The sequence below is a fragment of the Paenibacillus roseus genome (assembly GCF_016424485.1).
GTDB lineage: Bacteria > Bacillota > Bacilli > Paenibacillales > Paenibacillaceae > Paenibacillus_D > Paenibacillus_D roseus.
This window is the reverse complement of record NZ_JAELUP010000103.1, coordinates 418,848-434,327: the sequence shown is the minus strand read 5'-3', so window position 1 is coordinate 434,327 and position 15,480 is coordinate 418,848. Positions and strand designations below refer to the sequence as shown.

At 50.6% G+C, this 15,480-nt stretch carries 12 protein-coding genes; 4 read left to right on the top strand and 8 right to left on the bottom strand.

Annotated elements, in window-relative coordinates; all coding sequences use genetic code 11:
* Complete coding sequence (locus JFN88_RS18865; protein ID WP_199020824.1) at positions 1–531, bottom strand: NfeD family membrane protein; 531 nt, start codon at positions 529–531, stop codon at positions 1–3.
* A 200-nt stretch (positions 532–731) separates the two neighbouring features.
* Between JFN88_RS18865 and JFN88_RS18860 the strand changes: the two genes are divergently transcribed.
* A complete protein-coding gene (locus JFN88_RS18860) occupies positions 732–3,881 on the top strand; it encodes a transglycosylase domain-containing protein (RefSeq protein ID WP_199020823.1) in 3,150 nt (1,049 codons plus the stop codon).
* 108 nt (positions 3,882–3,989) lie between these two features.
* Here JFN88_RS18860 and acsA read toward each other — a convergent pair whose 3' ends face one another.
* The gene (gene acsA, locus JFN88_RS18855; RefSeq protein ID WP_199020822.1) at positions 3,990–5,717 is read right to left on the bottom strand and encodes an acetate--CoA ligase; all 1,728 of its coding nucleotides are present in this window, start codon (positions 5,715–5,717) and stop codon (positions 3,990–3,992) included.
* 455 nt (positions 5,718–6,172) lie between these two features.
* On the opposite strand from acsA, the gene JFN88_RS18850 reads away from it, so the two are divergent.
* Together JFN88_RS18850 and JFN88_RS18845 are read left to right on the top strand one after the other, a co-directional pair.
* Positions 6,173–6,805, top strand: a complete 633-nt coding sequence (locus tag JFN88_RS18850; RefSeq protein WP_332908508.1) for a GNAT family N-acetyltransferase — start codon at positions 6,173–6,175, stop codon at positions 6,803–6,805.
* 41 nt (positions 6,806–6,846) lie between these two features.
* Entirely contained in the window at positions 6,847–8,016 is a 1,170-nt protein-coding gene (locus tag JFN88_RS18845; RefSeq protein WP_199020821.1) for an acetoin utilization protein AcuC, read from the top strand.
* A 25-nt stretch (positions 8,017–8,041) separates the two neighbouring features.
* On the opposite strand, the gene JFN88_RS18840 is transcribed toward JFN88_RS18845, so the two are convergent.
* The 4 genes from JFN88_RS18840 to JFN88_RS18825 form a co-directional block, all read right to left on the bottom strand.
* Entirely contained in the window at positions 8,042–8,749 is a 708-nt protein-coding gene (locus tag JFN88_RS18840; protein WP_199020820.1) for a 5'-methylthioadenosine/adenosylhomocysteine nucleosidase, read from the bottom strand.
* 94 nt (positions 8,750–8,843) lie between these two features.
* Positions 8,844–9,848 carry a catabolite control protein A gene (gene ccpA / locus JFN88_RS18835; protein ID WP_199020819.1) on the bottom strand — a complete coding sequence of 335 codons (1,005 nt, stop codon included), beginning with the start codon at positions 9,846–9,848 and terminating at the stop codon, positions 8,844–8,846.
* Positions 9,849–10,125: 277 nt separating this feature from the next.
* Positions 10,126–10,503: a hypothetical protein gene (locus tag JFN88_RS18830; RefSeq protein ID WP_332908507.1), complete on the bottom strand. Its 378-nt coding sequence runs from the start codon at positions 10,501–10,503 to the stop codon at positions 10,126–10,128.
* Positions 10,504–10,738: 235 nt separating this feature from the next.
* The gene (locus tag JFN88_RS18825) at positions 10,739–11,170 is read right to left on the bottom strand and encodes a VanZ family protein (protein WP_199020817.1); all 432 of its coding nucleotides are present in this window, start codon (positions 11,168–11,170) and stop codon (positions 10,739–10,741) included.
* A 71-nt stretch (positions 11,171–11,241) separates the two neighbouring features.
* On the opposite strand from JFN88_RS18825, the gene JFN88_RS18820 reads away from it, so the two are divergent.
* On the top strand, positions 11,242–11,766 hold the full coding sequence (locus JFN88_RS18820) for a type 1 glutamine amidotransferase domain-containing protein (protein WP_332908506.1): 525 nt from the start codon (positions 11,242–11,244) through the stop codon (positions 11,764–11,766).
* Here JFN88_RS18820 and ptsP read toward each other — a convergent pair.
* Both ptsP and JFN88_RS18810 read right to left on the bottom strand, forming a co-directional pair.
* Entirely contained in the window at positions 11,763–13,532 is a 1,770-nt protein-coding gene (gene ptsP, locus JFN88_RS18815; RefSeq protein ID WP_199020816.1) for a phosphoenolpyruvate--protein phosphotransferase, read from the bottom strand. The two genes, JFN88_RS18820 and ptsP, sit on opposite strands and share 4 nt — an antisense overlap.
* Positions 13,529–15,415, bottom strand: a complete 1,887-nt coding sequence (locus JFN88_RS18810; protein WP_199020815.1) for a glucose PTS transporter subunit IIA — start codon at positions 15,413–15,415, stop codon at positions 13,529–13,531. Before JFN88_RS18810 ends, ptsP begins: the two co-directional genes overlap by 4 nt.
* Between the last annotated feature and the right edge of the window lie 65 nt (positions 15,416–15,480).

Sequence of the window (15,480 nt, the reverse complement as noted above, 5' to 3'; positions counted from 1 at the left end):
TTAAAGCTCGATTTTGGAAACTAGCAGCGTGCCTTCCTTTACGTCTACGACAACAACCTTGGACCCCATCGGAATCTCCTGGCCGTCAAAGCTCGCGGCTATTTGCCCGGCAACACCCGCAGCTCCGACATTTACGATAACCTCGCCGTATCCAGAGGAAGGGATCGGAACGAGCACCTCCCCTACTTTGCCGCCAAGCTCTTGAATGGAATATCCCGTCGAGTTCTCGCTATTCTCCATTGGCCTAACGTACAAAAAGTAGATTGCAATACCAAGAATAATGGCGATCATTGCGGCCATTATAATGACAACTGTCGTACCTAGCGCCGTATACCGGCTAAGCATCAGTCCCGCGCCTCCGAATATGGTCATTGCGCTAACCAGAGTCATCGGCTGCAGCCACGGCAAAGTATCTCCCGATAAAAAGTCGAGCGCTCCATCCAGCGCCTCACTAATTACGTCCCCGAAAATAACCGTGATCACAGCATAGAGAATTCCACCGGAGAGACAAGACCAGAAAAGAATCTCCACTCGCTTCCGCCCCCTTCCTGCTTTTTTACGATTCCTGCTTCATTACATTCATTATTACGACAATTTCCGTAACTAGTTTCAATAATATCTGCATGTTTTTCCATTGATAAGGAATCGATTACTTTGCTCAAGTGAAGTGCTGTCAATTGGCGATTTATGTTATAATAAGGAGGTTGATTTTAGAGGAGGAGTACATAGTAATGAATGATGACCGTCAAAAACCAACATCCGGGCGCAACGGCTGGCTAACCTTTGGTCTCGTCATGTGGATTACGGTGAAATGGCTTTTCATCTTCGGCCTGACTGCCGGATTGTTCGCAGGCGGCGCAGTGACCGGATATGTAGCCTCGCTAGTCAAGGAAGAGCCGCTTCGCCCACGGTCTGTTATTGAAGAGAAGATTAACGAGAACGTCATCACCGGCTTCGCTTACTTCAGTGACGGAACTCCGATCGGGCAGCTCAGAACCGAAGAGGACAGACGGCTGGTCGAGATAGACAGTGTCCCCAAACAGGTAATCGACGCCTTGCTTGCTGTAGAAGACAACAACTTTGAAAGTCATAAGGGCGTTGATCTTAACGGGCTTGGACGCGCCGTCAAGCAAAAGTTTCTGAATGAAGATACCCAGACCGGAGGCAGCACGCTGACACAGCAGCTTGCAAGACGCGTGTTTTTGAATCTGGATGTTACCGATGCAAGGAAGATCAAAGAGATTTTCCTGTCCTTGCGGATGGAACGATACTTGACGAAGCCGCAGATTTTGACTGCATATTTGAATAAAATGCCTTTCGGCAACGGGTCCAACGGTTATCAGGTATTTGGGATTAAAGCCGCATCCAAAGGTATCTTCAATATAACCGATCTTAATCAGCTGAATATTGCCCAATCCGCCTATTTGGCCGGACTGCCGCAGCTTCCTTCCGTCTACTCCGCTTTTAACGGCAAGGGAGAATTCAACGAGAAGGGCTTTAATCGTGCAATCGAGAGACAAAAGCGTGTACTGGCGCGCATGCTGGAGACCGGTCGGATTACCAATGCGCAATATAATGAAGCACTGAAATTCGAGGTAAAACCGTCCCTGGCCAAACCAGCCAAAAAAGCTTACTCCACTTATCCGTATCTGATGCTGGAGACCGAGCGCAAGGCTGCTGAGGTGCTGCTCCTTCAGAGCCGCAAGGATTTGACCAAAGAGGATCTTAACAAACCAGAAAACAAGGCACTGATTGAAGAGGCAAGGCTGCAGTTGCTGCATGGAGGGTACCGGGTCTATACGACAATCGATCGGAAAGCCTATAGCCTGATGAAGAATATTGCCGCAGACAAAGATAATTTTACGCCGGACTCTGCGGAGAAAGGCGTCGAGCAGATTGCAGCTATGATGATCAATCATAAAACAGGCGCCATTCTTTCAATGCTCGAAGGCCGGGATTTCTATCTGGAGCAGATGAACTACGCCACCCAGATGACTCGGCAGCCGGGATCGGCCATGAAGCCGATTGCCGCGTATCTTCCAGCACTCGACACCGGAAAAATTCAACCCGGCGGCATTATTGACGATGCGCCAATCGTATTGAAGGACGGCACCAAGGGCTTCCACATCCCGAAAAATGCCAACAACCGGTATGACGGCCTTGTGACGGCGCGGGATGCGCTGAACAGGTCGCTCAACCTTCCGGCGCTCAAGCTTTTCCTGGATGATGTAACCATTCCTAAAGCATGGGATTTCACGAAGAAGCTCGGTATTACGACTATTCAGGAAAGCGACTACCATGCTTCCACAGGCGTTATCGGCGGTCTGGCGATTGGAGTGTCGGTTGAGGAATTGACCAATGCTTACGGAGCGATCCCGAACCATGGGGTTTTCAATGACGCGTATATGATCGAGAAAATTACCGATTCGTCTGGCAAAACTGTTTACGAGCATAAGCTGCAGCCACAGCAAGTGTTTTCTGAGCAGACAGCATTTCTCATGACGGATATGTTGCGAACCGTTGTCAGTTCGCCTTCAGGCACAGGATACAGACTGACATCATGGTTCAAAAACTACAATAAAATTCCGATTGCCGGCAAAACCGGCTCCACCCAAAACTATGCAGATGTATGGTTTATGGGCTTTACACCGGATATTACGCTCGGCGTATGGGCCGGCTATGAAAAGCAGGCTCATGTGCTAACCAAAGGCGGCCGCGATCGGGCACGCACCATTTGGGCCAAAATTATGAACGATGTAACCGATGCAAAGCCGGAATGGTTCGCCAGCGACAAGTTCGAACAGCCGGACGGCATTGTTAAGGCAACGGTCTCGGGATATAGCGGCAAAAAGCCGACACAGCTGACGACTGCAGCCGGCAAACTTGTGACCGACTGGTTCAATAAGGAGTTCCTGCCGAAGGAAAATGATGATGCTATCTTAACCAAAGCCTTTATCCGGTACAATGGCGTCAATTATCTTCCGCAGCCAGAGACGCCGAAGGATTTTGTTCAGGAGCAGACGGTGATTGTACGCAAGAAGCCGCTTGATGAACTGATGGAAGAAATACAGGCGGCACAGGCGAAGATGCCTGAAAGCAGCCGAAAACCGCTTAGCTACTACTTGCCGCGCGATGCGAACAATGACGCTCCATCCAAGGTAGACCCACGGAAGGATGACGGCAAGGCGCCATCTGCTCCTACCGATGTCGTCGCTACAGTGGCAGGAAGCTCCGTCAATATTTCTTTTAAAAGTAGTCCGGAAGCGGATGTGGTAGGCTATCGCCTCTACCGCTCAACCGACAATCCGAATGGTTACCAAAATAGTGGAAGCGTCCTGCTAAGCGGTGAAGGCACAACCTTCGTCAGCTCTATGGCAGGAGCAAGCAGATACAACTATTATGTCACAGCCGTTGATGTAAGCGGCAAGGAATCCGTGCCAAGCTCAATCGTGTCTACTAGCGGAATTATCCCGGATAGCCCTAACGAGGGCACCGATGAGCCAGCCAATCCGGGAGACAATCAACCAGTTAACGAACCGGGCACCGAACCGGGCGATGGAACACCGCCTCGCAACAACAGTGAGTCCGGTCAACACCCCGACGACCAACCGGCGAAGGCGCCTTCGGTTCCAAAGGGTCTACATGCCGAAGCAACGGATCTCGGGTTCCGTATTACCTGGGAGGCCAATCCTTCCTCGGACAATGTAACCACATATAACGTCTACTACAGTGAGAACGGTAGAGGCAAATTTACCAAAATCGGCTCTACAAGCCAAAACCGGTTTGAATATGTTTCCCCTGCCGGCTCAGGGTCTTTCCGGATTACTGCCAGCAATGATTACGGCGAATCCGCCACCTCGGCAGTCGTGAAGCTCAACTAAACGCTTGAACACAAACCGGTTCCTATAAAGCCATAACAACATGAAGAAGCTCCTCGGAATCCAGATTCCGGGGAGCTTCTTGTTCATTGCAAGCCGTACTATTCCATATCAGTCCTCAATGGTCGACAAATCTCCTGTCGGAAGATTGAGTTCCCATGCTTTCAGAACGCGGCGCATAATTTTGCCGCTGCGAGTTTTGGGGAGCTTATCCTTGAACTCAATTTCCCGCGGAGCCGCATGCGCAGACAGCCCTTCTTTAACGAATTGGTAGATCTCCTTCTTGAGTTCTTCCGTTTCTGTGAAGCCCTCACGCAAGGAAATAAACGCTTTAATAATTTCCCCCCGGACCGGGTCCGGCTTGCCTATGACACCGGCCTCAGCTACTGCCGGATGCTCCACCAGTTTGCTCTCCACTTCGAATGGTCCTACGCGCTCCCCGGCTGTATTAATCACGTCGTCGATACGGCCCTGGAACCAGAAATAACCGTCCTCGTCCTGGTAAGCGGAATCCCCTGATACGTACCATTCCGGGATTCGGAAGTATTCCTCGTATTTGGAGGAGTTGTTCCAAATCTTGCGCATCATGGACGGCCATGGCGTACGAATCGCCAGATTGCCCATGCGGTAAGGCGGAAGCTTGTTGCCGCTGTCATCCAGAATCGCCGCCTCAACACCCGGCAGCGGCTTGCCCATGGAGCCCGGTTTAATGTCCATGCAAGGATAATTGCAGATTAGCTGGCCGCCAGTCTCGGTCATCCACCATGTATCATGAATCCGCTGATTATAGGCTTGCATCCCCCAACGGACGACCTCCGGATTAAGCGGCTCGCCAACGCTCAGCACATGCCGCAAGCTGCTCAAATCATAAGCGTGGGTAACATCGCTCCCGGCTCCCATCAGCATCCGGAATGCTGTCGGAGCGCTATACCAGACTGTAACGCCATATTTCTGAATGGTGCCGTACCAGTCCTGCGGACTAAATCTTCCGCCGCGCACAACATTGGTTGCGCCATGGAGCCAAGGCGCAAATATGCCGTATGAGGTGCCGGTTACCCAGCCCGGGTCAGCCGTACACCAGTACACATCGTTCTCCTTTAAATCCAGCACAACCTGCCCCGTATAATAATGCTGAATCATCGCATTATGGACGTGATAGACCCCCTTCGGCTTCCCGGTCGATCCGGAAGTGTAGTGGATAAGCAAACCGTCCTCGCGATCCAGCCACTCGATCTGCGTCTCCTCTGATGCAGCGGCCATCGCGGCATGATAAAATGTAATTCCCTCGCCTGCAAGCTCAGGGCCTTCGCCAACAACAATGATATGCTTCAGCGCCGGAAGATCTGAACGCGGGATACGGCCAATTTGCGAAGGTGTGGTAATGATGGCCACGGCCTCGCTGTCCAGGAGCCTGTCCTTAACAGCCGTTTCCATGAACGCTTCAAATAACGGGCCAACGATTGCGCCAATCTTGAGCGCGCCGAGCAGGCTGAAATACAGCTCCGGCGTGCGCGGCATAAAAATAAATACCCGGTCTCCCTTCCCGATACCCAATTGCCGCAGCACGTTAGAGAAGCGATTGGATTGCCGGCTCAGATCAGCAAACGTATACTGTTCATCCCGTGCCGCATCACTATAGTACAGGGCGATTTTATCTCCCCGTCCTTCCGCCACATGCCGGTCCACAGCTTCGTGAGCGATATTTACCTTGCCGGTCTGGCTCCAGGTGAATTGCTTCTCTACTTGCTCAAACTGAAAGCCTGAATACGTTTCCTCGTAGTTTCTCATGTTGGGATCCGATGCTGAAGCAGTCAAGCGTTCCTGATGAAGGTTTTCCATGAATACCATCCTCTCCTGATTCCCTCTGTTTTTGTCAACCGATAAGCCTTTATAGGTCCAATTCTTATAAGTCGGCTTACAGGTTTTTCACTGACCAGCTTGCTTCAAGACGACATAACAAAATGCATATCAGACTGCTGTGCTGCACAGTCAGCATCGCTATGCCCAGAATGCGGTATTTATGCTTGCATTTGCAGATAGGAATACGCTTTCAGAAATTATAAGCACAAAAGCCCGCACCCTGGAGGTCCGGAAGACTGACCCACGGTGAACATAGAAGCCAACTATACGCGGAAATAAGCGAATCGTGCTGCGAACAAATTGGTATACATTGACTTTTTGATTATATCACAGCCTTTTCAGCGCGGTCTATATGAGTCGAACGAATGCTTTACGCCGTCCTTCATTTTTGATACGCTTTCAATAGCGGCTATCAGCAGGAGAGGAGCATTACGGTGGAGCATCTTAAAATCGTACATGAGGTAAGAGTCCCCTTCCCGCAGGGCAGCCTCATTGTGGAAGGGCCCGTCCCGCCGGATCAGCTCAGTCATTATGAGATGCATACGGATCTGGACGCATTCAGGCGGCCGAAGGATCAACATGCAGCACTTGTCGAAATTGCCGAACTGGCAGAGGGCCGGATCATTATTACCCGGGACAAACAAACGATTGTCGGGTATGTAACCTTTCATTATCCCGATGAGATGGAGCGCTGGTCGGAAGGCGGCATGAAGGATCTGGTGGAACTCGGCGCCATCGAGGTTGCCAATGACTACCGGGCTTACGGTATCGGCAAACAAATGCTGCAGACGGCATTTGCCGACGAACAACTGGAAAATGCCATTGTGTTTGCAACCGAATATTACTGGCATTGGGATTTGGACGGGAGCGGCCTGAACGTATGGGAGTACCGATCCATGATGGAGAAGCTGATGAAATCGGTCGACATGGTTTGGTTCGCCACAGATGATCCTGAAATTTGTTCGCACCCTGCGAACTGTCTGATGGTTAGAGTGGGCTGTAAAGTGCCGCTCTCATCGATTGAGCGATTCGACCGTGTCCGCTTCAAACAGCGATTTATGTATTAATGCCGTTACGGGTTAATTGATCAAGGGAGGTTATTTTCAACATGCCTGCTAATGCAGTTCTTGTCCACAATCCGGAAGCGCTGCACTATCAATTTTATGAGGAGCATCCATTCAACCCGCTGCGGCTGACACTGACACTTGATTTGCTGAGGAAATGCGGCGCACTTGAGCAGCGGCAAATAATTAGACCGTCTGCCGCGAAGCTGGAGGAGCTGCTCAGAGTCCACAGAAAAGATTATGTCGAGACCATTTCTCGCCTGAGTGAGAACCCGCCTGCGGATCATTGGGTCGCACTGGCCGGACGATACGGACTTGATTTTGAAGATACGCCCTACTTCCCCGGTATGCACCATGTATCCTCAATCATTGCCGGCGGCTCCCTCTGTGCGGCGGAAACTGTCATGTCAGGCCAGAGCCTTCATGCGTTCCACATGGCCGGAGGGCTGCATCACGCCTTTCCTGAACGAGGCTCCGGCTTTTGCGTCTATAATGACACAGCCGTAGCTATTGCCCATGTCAGAGAAAAGTATCATGCGCGCGTGCTCTACATCGATACCGATGTCCACCACGGCGACGGCGTGCAGTGGATCTTTTATAATGATCCGGATGTATGCACCTATTCCATTCACGAGACCGGCAAATTCCTCTTTCCAGGCACAGGCTTTGTCTATGAGAAAGGAAGCGGCGAAGGTTTCGGGGCTTCCTTCAATGTGCCGATGGAGCCGTATACGGAAGATGAATCCTGGATTGAATCTTTTACCGATACAATTGAGAAGGTGACCGCAGCTTTCAAGCCGGATATTATTATTAGCCAGCACGGATGCGATGCCCATGCCTTGGACCCCCTTTCGCATATCCATTGCAGCATGAACATCTATCGGGAAATGCCAAAGATTATTCATCGGCTGGCGCATCAGTATGCAGGGGGACGCTGGGTCGCTGTCGGAGGCGGCGGCTATGACATCTGGCAGGTCGTTCCAAGAGCATGGTCGCTTGTATGGCTGGAAATGTCGGACCACGCCCTTGCCACTGCGATAGGGCCGCACAGCAGATTGCCGGAAGACTGGGTTCAGCACTGGTCGCAGCAGCATGACGAAGAACTGCCCGAGACCTGGCTGGATGATATGGCCTTGTGGAAGCCGATGCCAAGGCGCGCAGAAATTAGGCAAAAGAACAAGGAGATTGCCCGGATTGCGGTACAGGATTTATGAGTTCTTTTTTATTGCGCTTAGAACTCTATTCGGCTTTCAATCTGGCAACCATCGCTTCGATGATTTGATAGGAATGGTTGGAAGCCTTACCTGTGAATTCGGCAAAATTCACATGGGCAGAGCCGTCGGCTTTGTCGGACATGGAGCGGATGACGACATAGGGGATCGCGTTCAGCCAGCAAACTTGCGCGAGCGCAGCCCCTTCCATTTCCGTTGCGATTCCGCCAAGCTGCTCATACAGCTCTTTTACCGTCTCCCGGCTTGCAATGAATTGATCGCCGGATAAAATTTTCCCAGTGAACGAGCGGCCGTCGAACAATCGTCTGCTTAACTCTTGAGCCAGTTCAACGAGATCAGGGTCGGCGGCAAAATCCGAAATGTCCTGATACGGAATAACCCCACGGGCAAAGCCAAGCGGCGTGACATCCATATCATGCTGCATGCAGCTTGAGGAGATGACGATGTCGCCAATTTCCAGCCGAGGGTCAAGCGCGCCGGCAACACCAGTAAACAATACGCACTCGGCTCCAAGGCCGATCAGCACTTGCGTGCATACTGCAGCATTAACCTTCCCAACACCAGACTTCGCAAAAATGACAGCCTGCCCTTGAAGATTGCCTTGATAGAAGGTCATGCCTGCTTTTTCGGTGGTATGGTCAATCTCGGTATGCTTCAGCAGCAGTTCAATCTCTTCATTCATGGCGCCGATGATGCCAATTATTTGGTAAGCCAATTGTCATACATCTCCTTTCATTTATCGGGTAAGCGGAAAACAGCTTCGCCGTCCGGCGAAGCTGTTTTCGCATATACATGTCAGGCTATGGCGCTTACACCTGCTTGACGGATTGTCTCGTAATCAGTTCGTGAGGCAGAACGACTTTCGCTTGCTCGACGCTCTCCTTCTTCATCAGCTTCGTCAGCAGACGCATCGATACCGCACCGATATCGTACATAGGCTGCGCCACACTCGTCAACTGGGGTCTGACCATGGAAGCGGCACGGCTGTTGTCCACACTGATCACTGAAATATCATCCGGAACTTTAAGTCCAAAGTCCAGAATAGCGTGAATGGCCCCAATGGCCATCTCATCCGTAGCCGAGAATACCGCAGTTGGCTTGTCCGACAATTCAAGGAAATATTTCATCGCTTCAATCCCGGACTCGTATCGGTAGTTGCCGACACGAACCAGGGACTCGTTATAAGGCAACCCCGCCGCTTCAAGCGCTCTCCGATAGCCCTGAAACCGTGCAAAGCCATTGGCAGGGTCTTGCAGCGTGCCGCTAATCATCGCAATAGACGTATGCCCATTCGCAATCAATGATCTCACTGCATCAAACGCCGCCGCTTCGTGGTCGATATCTACGGAAGGGATGACTCCCTGCTCATCGGTTGTCGCGCATAGCACAATCGGAACATTGGCTGTCTTAAAAGCCTGCACATGCTCATCCGTTACTGCCCCGCCCATGAACAACAGTCCGTCGACCTGCTTCTCAAGCAGCGTATTGATGACACGAATCTCTTTCTCTTTGCGCTTGTCGGCATTGCAAAGAATGATATTGTAGTGGTACATATTCGCAATGTCTTCGATTCCGCGAGCAACCTCGGCGAATATCGAGTTCGAAATATCAGGAATAACCACACCCACGGTTGTCGTTTTCTTACTGGCCAAGCCTCTGGCTACAGCATTGGGACGATAGCCCAAACGCTCGATCGCCTCAAAAACTTTTTTGCGGGTTTGCGGTTTTACATTCGGATTATTGTTGACAACCCGGGAAACGGTCGCCATAGATACGCCAGCTTCCCTTGCTACATCATAAATAGTTACCGTCACGATCCTTCTCTCCAATAATTCATATTTTTGAAATACAATCTCATGGCCGAAATCATTGTTTAGAATTTTACATGTCATGAAAACCACAATTTGGGTTTCTGAAAATCCTTATTAAAATTATGATACGACAATTTATTACTTTTCGCAATGTTCGCCGAGATGTTCTTCCAAACAGGAGTACGCAGGTGTCAGATAACGGATGCGCGAACAGGCTCATTTTAGCATGGCCTTAGCATCCCTCCAAGAAAAAATAATCATACCTTTGAATCCCAAAATTCTATGTAAGAATGAAGCGCCGGCTAATTTGGGACAGGCGTTTCTGAATTTCATTCATCCAGGCTTCATCGCCCAGGGATTTGGCGACAATCAATAAATCCAGCAATTTGTTGATTCGGGCATCCAGATGCTCTTCAAGCATTTGCGATTGCAGACGCTTATCTTTGGCATACACCTCTACGAGCAAATCCGCCCATTCGTTCCATTCGTTAAACAAAAAACTCTGTTTATCCGGCTTGCTTCCAAGCTGACCGATGAGGCCCGTCAAATCAGGCTTTACACCGGGAGACACTTCGCTCCGGTTGCAGGCCGAACACGAAAAAATAGGCACATTATCGATTTCCACTTTGCCGGAGTAAACAACCGTGCGCAATTTCATGGTCATTAATTCTCCACAGGAACAACGTTTCTGCAAAATGGTCCACCCTTTCTCTTAATAGCAACATAAATAAAGCTGCGAGGTACGGCCGTCTTAACGACGGATTGGACCTGCTTAGGGAGCGCTTTGCTTGCGCAGCCCGTTAGGCAAATCATCCCGTATTTTTTGCGCTTAAATATGTGTATTCGACTTCTTTTGCATAAACTCCTTCCTCCGGCAGCATAGCAATTTTTAACTAGGGAGCGACTTTTCTCCACATCCGTCGGATGAAAGGAATCTTGATTGCCAGCATCGCAAGCGCTGCTCCGATGGCGTCATTGCGCAGATCCATCATATCAGGAGTCCGGTCATCAACAAAGAATTGGTGAAATTCATCCGTTACACCGTACAAAAAACAGAGAAAGACAATCAGCAGCTTCATTCGCCATGCATCCGCCTTGCTGCCAAAACCATAGTCCATAGCCAGCGCCAATACGAAGTAAGCAACAAAATGTCCCCAGTCAAAGCTCTCCATCCACGGCAAAATGTACTTAAAGATCGGAAGCACGGAGCCTAGTTGCTCACCAGTACGAGAAGATAGCCAAAAAATGACGCCCATCCAGATAAGAGCAGGGAGCCAGCGCAGCATCCGCCGCAGCCCGATCGGGCGATAATCTGTTTTGATCATTTGATTTATGAATTCTCCTTACGCTACAATGAATAAAGAAAACAGTATGTATGATGTGGGAGGGATTTCAAGTGAGTTTGCAAGGTAAAAACGTCATTTGCCTTTTGGATAATGACTTCGAAGATTTGGAATTATGGTATCCTGTTTATCGGGTTCGCGAAGAAGGAGCAACGGTGCTGTTTGCCGGTCCTGAAAAAGGAAAGAAGCATATCGGTAAATATGGCGTGCCTGCGGTAGCAGATTTGTCTTTTGACGAGTTGGACAGCAAATCGATCGACGGTCTGCTCGTTCCCGGCGGCTGGGCGCCGGATATGCTCCGCCGCTACCCGAAAGTTCTGCAGATTGTCCGGGAGCTGGATGCGGATCATAAACCGATCGGCCAGATTTGCCATGCCGGATGGGTACTGATTTCGGCAAAAATATTGAACGGACGCAAAGTCACCTCTACACCAGGCATCCGCGATGATATGGAAAACGCCGGCGCTACATGGCTGGACGAAGCGGTCGTTGTCGATGGAAATCTGATTTCCGCCCGCAGACCGCCGGACCTGCCTCCTTATGGCAAAGCGTTTGTGGATGCGCTCCGTGCCCGCTAATCCATTTGCGCCGGGCTGGCCGCTTGCGGGATTTGCTGTAGTTGATCCACATTTGCATTGAATGTCTCTAACTGATCATAAATTTCCTGACTCGTACGGCATTTCATAATATCGTCCAGCAAACGGCGGCTGTCTTCCTGATTCGTGCGGAGCAGCCGCTCTTTCACTTGCAAAATGGTATACGAGGACATGCTGAGCTCATCTACATCCAAACCAAGCCAGATCGGAAGCGCTCTGGCATCGCCTGCCAGCTCCCCGCATACTCCTACTGGTATTCCTTTTCGCTTGGCTGCGTCTACGGTTATCTTCAGCAAGCGCAGCACAGCCGGATGACATGGCTCATACAGATGTGCAATCTGCTCATTCATCCGGTCCACAGCAAGTGCAAATTGCACAAGATCATTCGTCCCGATGCTGAAAAAATCCACTTCGTCGGCCAGCAAATCCGCAATCAGGACTGCAGCCGGAACCTCTATCATAACGCCAACTTCGATATTTTCATTGAAGGGCAAGTTCTCCTGACGCAGCTCCTGCTTGGCTTCCTCAAGCACCTTTTTCGCCTTTTGCACCTCTTCAACCGATGAAATAAGCGGGAACATAAGCTTGACATGCCCGTAATGGGACGCTCGTAAAACAGCTCTTAACTGCGTCTTGAACAAATCCTGTCTGTCCAATGAGATTCGAATGGCCCTGTATCCAAGAAAAGGGTTATCCTCCTCCGGAATCTCAAAATAGTCCAGTTGCTTGTCGCCCCCGATATCCAAAGTTCTGATGATAACAGGGTGGGAATCGAGCTTCTGCGCGACTGCCTTGTACACTTCAAACTGCTCCTGCTCACTCGGAAAGCTGTGCCGGTCCATATATAGAAATTCTGTACGGAACAGACCGACCTCAACCGCTCCGGCCCGCAGCGCCACCTCAAGCTCTTTGAGCGAACTGATATTGGCCGCAAGCTCAATCGTCTTGCCGTCCGGCGTTACCGGCTTTACCCCGACAAAACGATGAAGCTTTTTCTTCTCCTCCAACTGACTGCTGCGGCGCATTTTGTATCTGTCCGTTACAAGCTTGGAAGGCCGCACGAGCATTTCGCCTTTGGCGCCGTCAATGATCAAAGAATCGCCAGTCTGAATGGGCTCTATCAGCTTGCCCTCTACTCCGACAACAAGCGGAATCCCAAGCGCCCTGGCCATAATTGCCGAATGCGAGGTGGTGCTGCCTGCCAGCGTCACGATGCCCAGCACATGGCTTGGGTTCAGATGTGCAAGCTGTGAGGGGGACAGCTCCTTAGCAACCAGAATGAAGGGCTGAGTGTCCGTAGGCAGTGTAATTTCCGGCGCGCCAAGCAGATGCTTAAGCAGACGATTGCCGACATCCTTGATATCAAGGGCTCGCTCCTTCATATATTCATCGTCGAGCAGATCAAACATCGTCACAAAATGATCGATCGCTTCCTTAACCGCTACCTCTGCAGCTTTGTATTGCCGCTGAATGATGCCCTGCACTTCATTCATGAAGATCGGGTCATCCAGAATAGCCAGATGCGCATCGAAAATATGAGATTCGGCAGTGCCGACTACCTCGCGGAGCTCGCCCTTCATTTGCTCGATTTCATCCTTAGAGGTTTTAATTCCTTCGTAGAGACGGTCAAATTCCTTCGCCAAATCGGTTACGTCTATTTTTTGTTCAGGCACGTCCCACTCCCAGTTCGGAAGCACAAAGGCTTTACCTATTGCGATTCCTGCTGAAGCCCCTATACCTTGAATCATCGTGAATCCTCCCCATTTTCTCTCTTGTTCAGAACAACTGACATAACCGATGCCTGACCTTTTTTGACCGCCTTAAACGGCCCGTAGCTCCAAGAACGCACAGCATCAGGATTGGATATCACCATTGGCGTCGCAAGCGACTTGCAATCTTGTCTGACCTTGTTCAAATCAAATTTGACAAGCAGCTGTCCAGGCTTCACCTCGTCCCCTTCTTTTACAAAGGCATGAAATCCTTTGCCCTTGAGCTGGGATGTATCAATCCCGATATGCAGCAGCACATCAAGCCCCTCCTGTGTCCGAATGCCAAGAGCGTGCATGGTCGGATAAACGTGGACTACTACTCCCTTAACAGGAGAAACCAACTCCCCGCGCTCCGGCATGAAGGCAACCCCCTGCCCAACAAGCTTGCCGGCGAAAATCGGGTCCGGAACTTCCTCCAGCGGAATCATCCGGCCTTGCATTGGCGAGCAGAACGACACCTGGGTTAGGTCGCGCTTCATTACTTTGACCATTTCCTCACGAATCAGCTCGGAATAGGTACCGAAGACGACTTGCACGTTGCCGCTGCCAAGCTTGATTACCCCGGCGGCGCCCAGATTGCGAAGCGCATTGATATCCAGGAGCTTGTCGTTATTCAGACGCAGGCGAAGTCGTGTGATACAGGCTTCCATCTGAACGATATTTTCCTTGCCACCGATCGCTTGCATAATAAGAGGAGCGCGGTACGGAATATCTCCCGCCCATTCATCAAGCTGAGAGCCTTCCTCGCGTCCCGGAGTAGGAATACGGAATCGTCGAATTGCCCAGCGAAACATGACGTAATAGAGTACGCCCAGCACAATACCGATAGGGATCAGCAGCCAGCCGCGGGTCGACAGATGCGCATTAATAACATAATCGATTGCCCCGGCGGAAAATGAAAAGCCATGCAAAATCCCGAGTTCATACGTAATCCACATGACGAGGCCTGAGAGAACAGCATGGACGATAAATAAATAAGGCGCGACAAATAAAAAAGCAAATTCCACCGGCTCGGTTACTCCTGTCAGGAAGGAGGCCAACGCTGCGGAAAAAAACGTCTTCTTGATCTTGGGCTTCAAATCCTCGCGAGCCTCATGAATAATAGCAAATGCAATTGCGGGCAACGCAAACATCATCGTCGGATACAAACCGGCCATAAATGCGCCCGCTGTCGGGTCGCCAGCAAAAAAACGCGGCAAATCACCGTAGACGGTAACGCCAGAGGCCGTCTCATAGCCGCCCACTTGAAACCAGAATACATGGCTGACTAAATGATGAAGTCCGAATACAACAAGAATACGAAGAACGAATCCGAATAAGAACACCCCGAAGCCGCCCGCTGATGCAACAATTTCTCCGAGATGCTCCAGACCGTTTTGAATCAGAGGCGCAATTCCGATCATTAAAATTGAAAACAGCACGGATACGCCGCTCACTACAATCGGCACGCTGCGCGGTCCGCCGAAAAAGTGGAGCCATTCCGGCAACCTGAGCTCCTTCAGCTTCCCATAGCAAAAACCTGCGAACAAGCCGATTAAGACGCCGATCAGAACAGTTGGGCGAATCGGAATATCGCTGTAGCTTCCCGTTATGCCCGTATATATAAACATTCCAGCCAACGCTGCCATTACAGCCGCACCGGCATTGTTGGACATGCCAGAGGCTACTCCGAGAGCAAATAGGTATGGGAGGAAAGAAAACAGCGCATCGCTGGCGGTCGCCAAGTAACCATTGAAAAAAGGAAGTCCGATTGCAGACCAAGGGAGCTGACTGAGACTTAAAAACAGAGCTGCAGCAGGAAGCACTGTCATCGGCAGCATTAACGCCCGACCGACCTGCTGTAAATTGCCCATAATATTCAATTCAAATCCCCCTCCAATCCACATCTGCGTAATAAATCACTATTATCGATGGTAAGCGTTTGTAA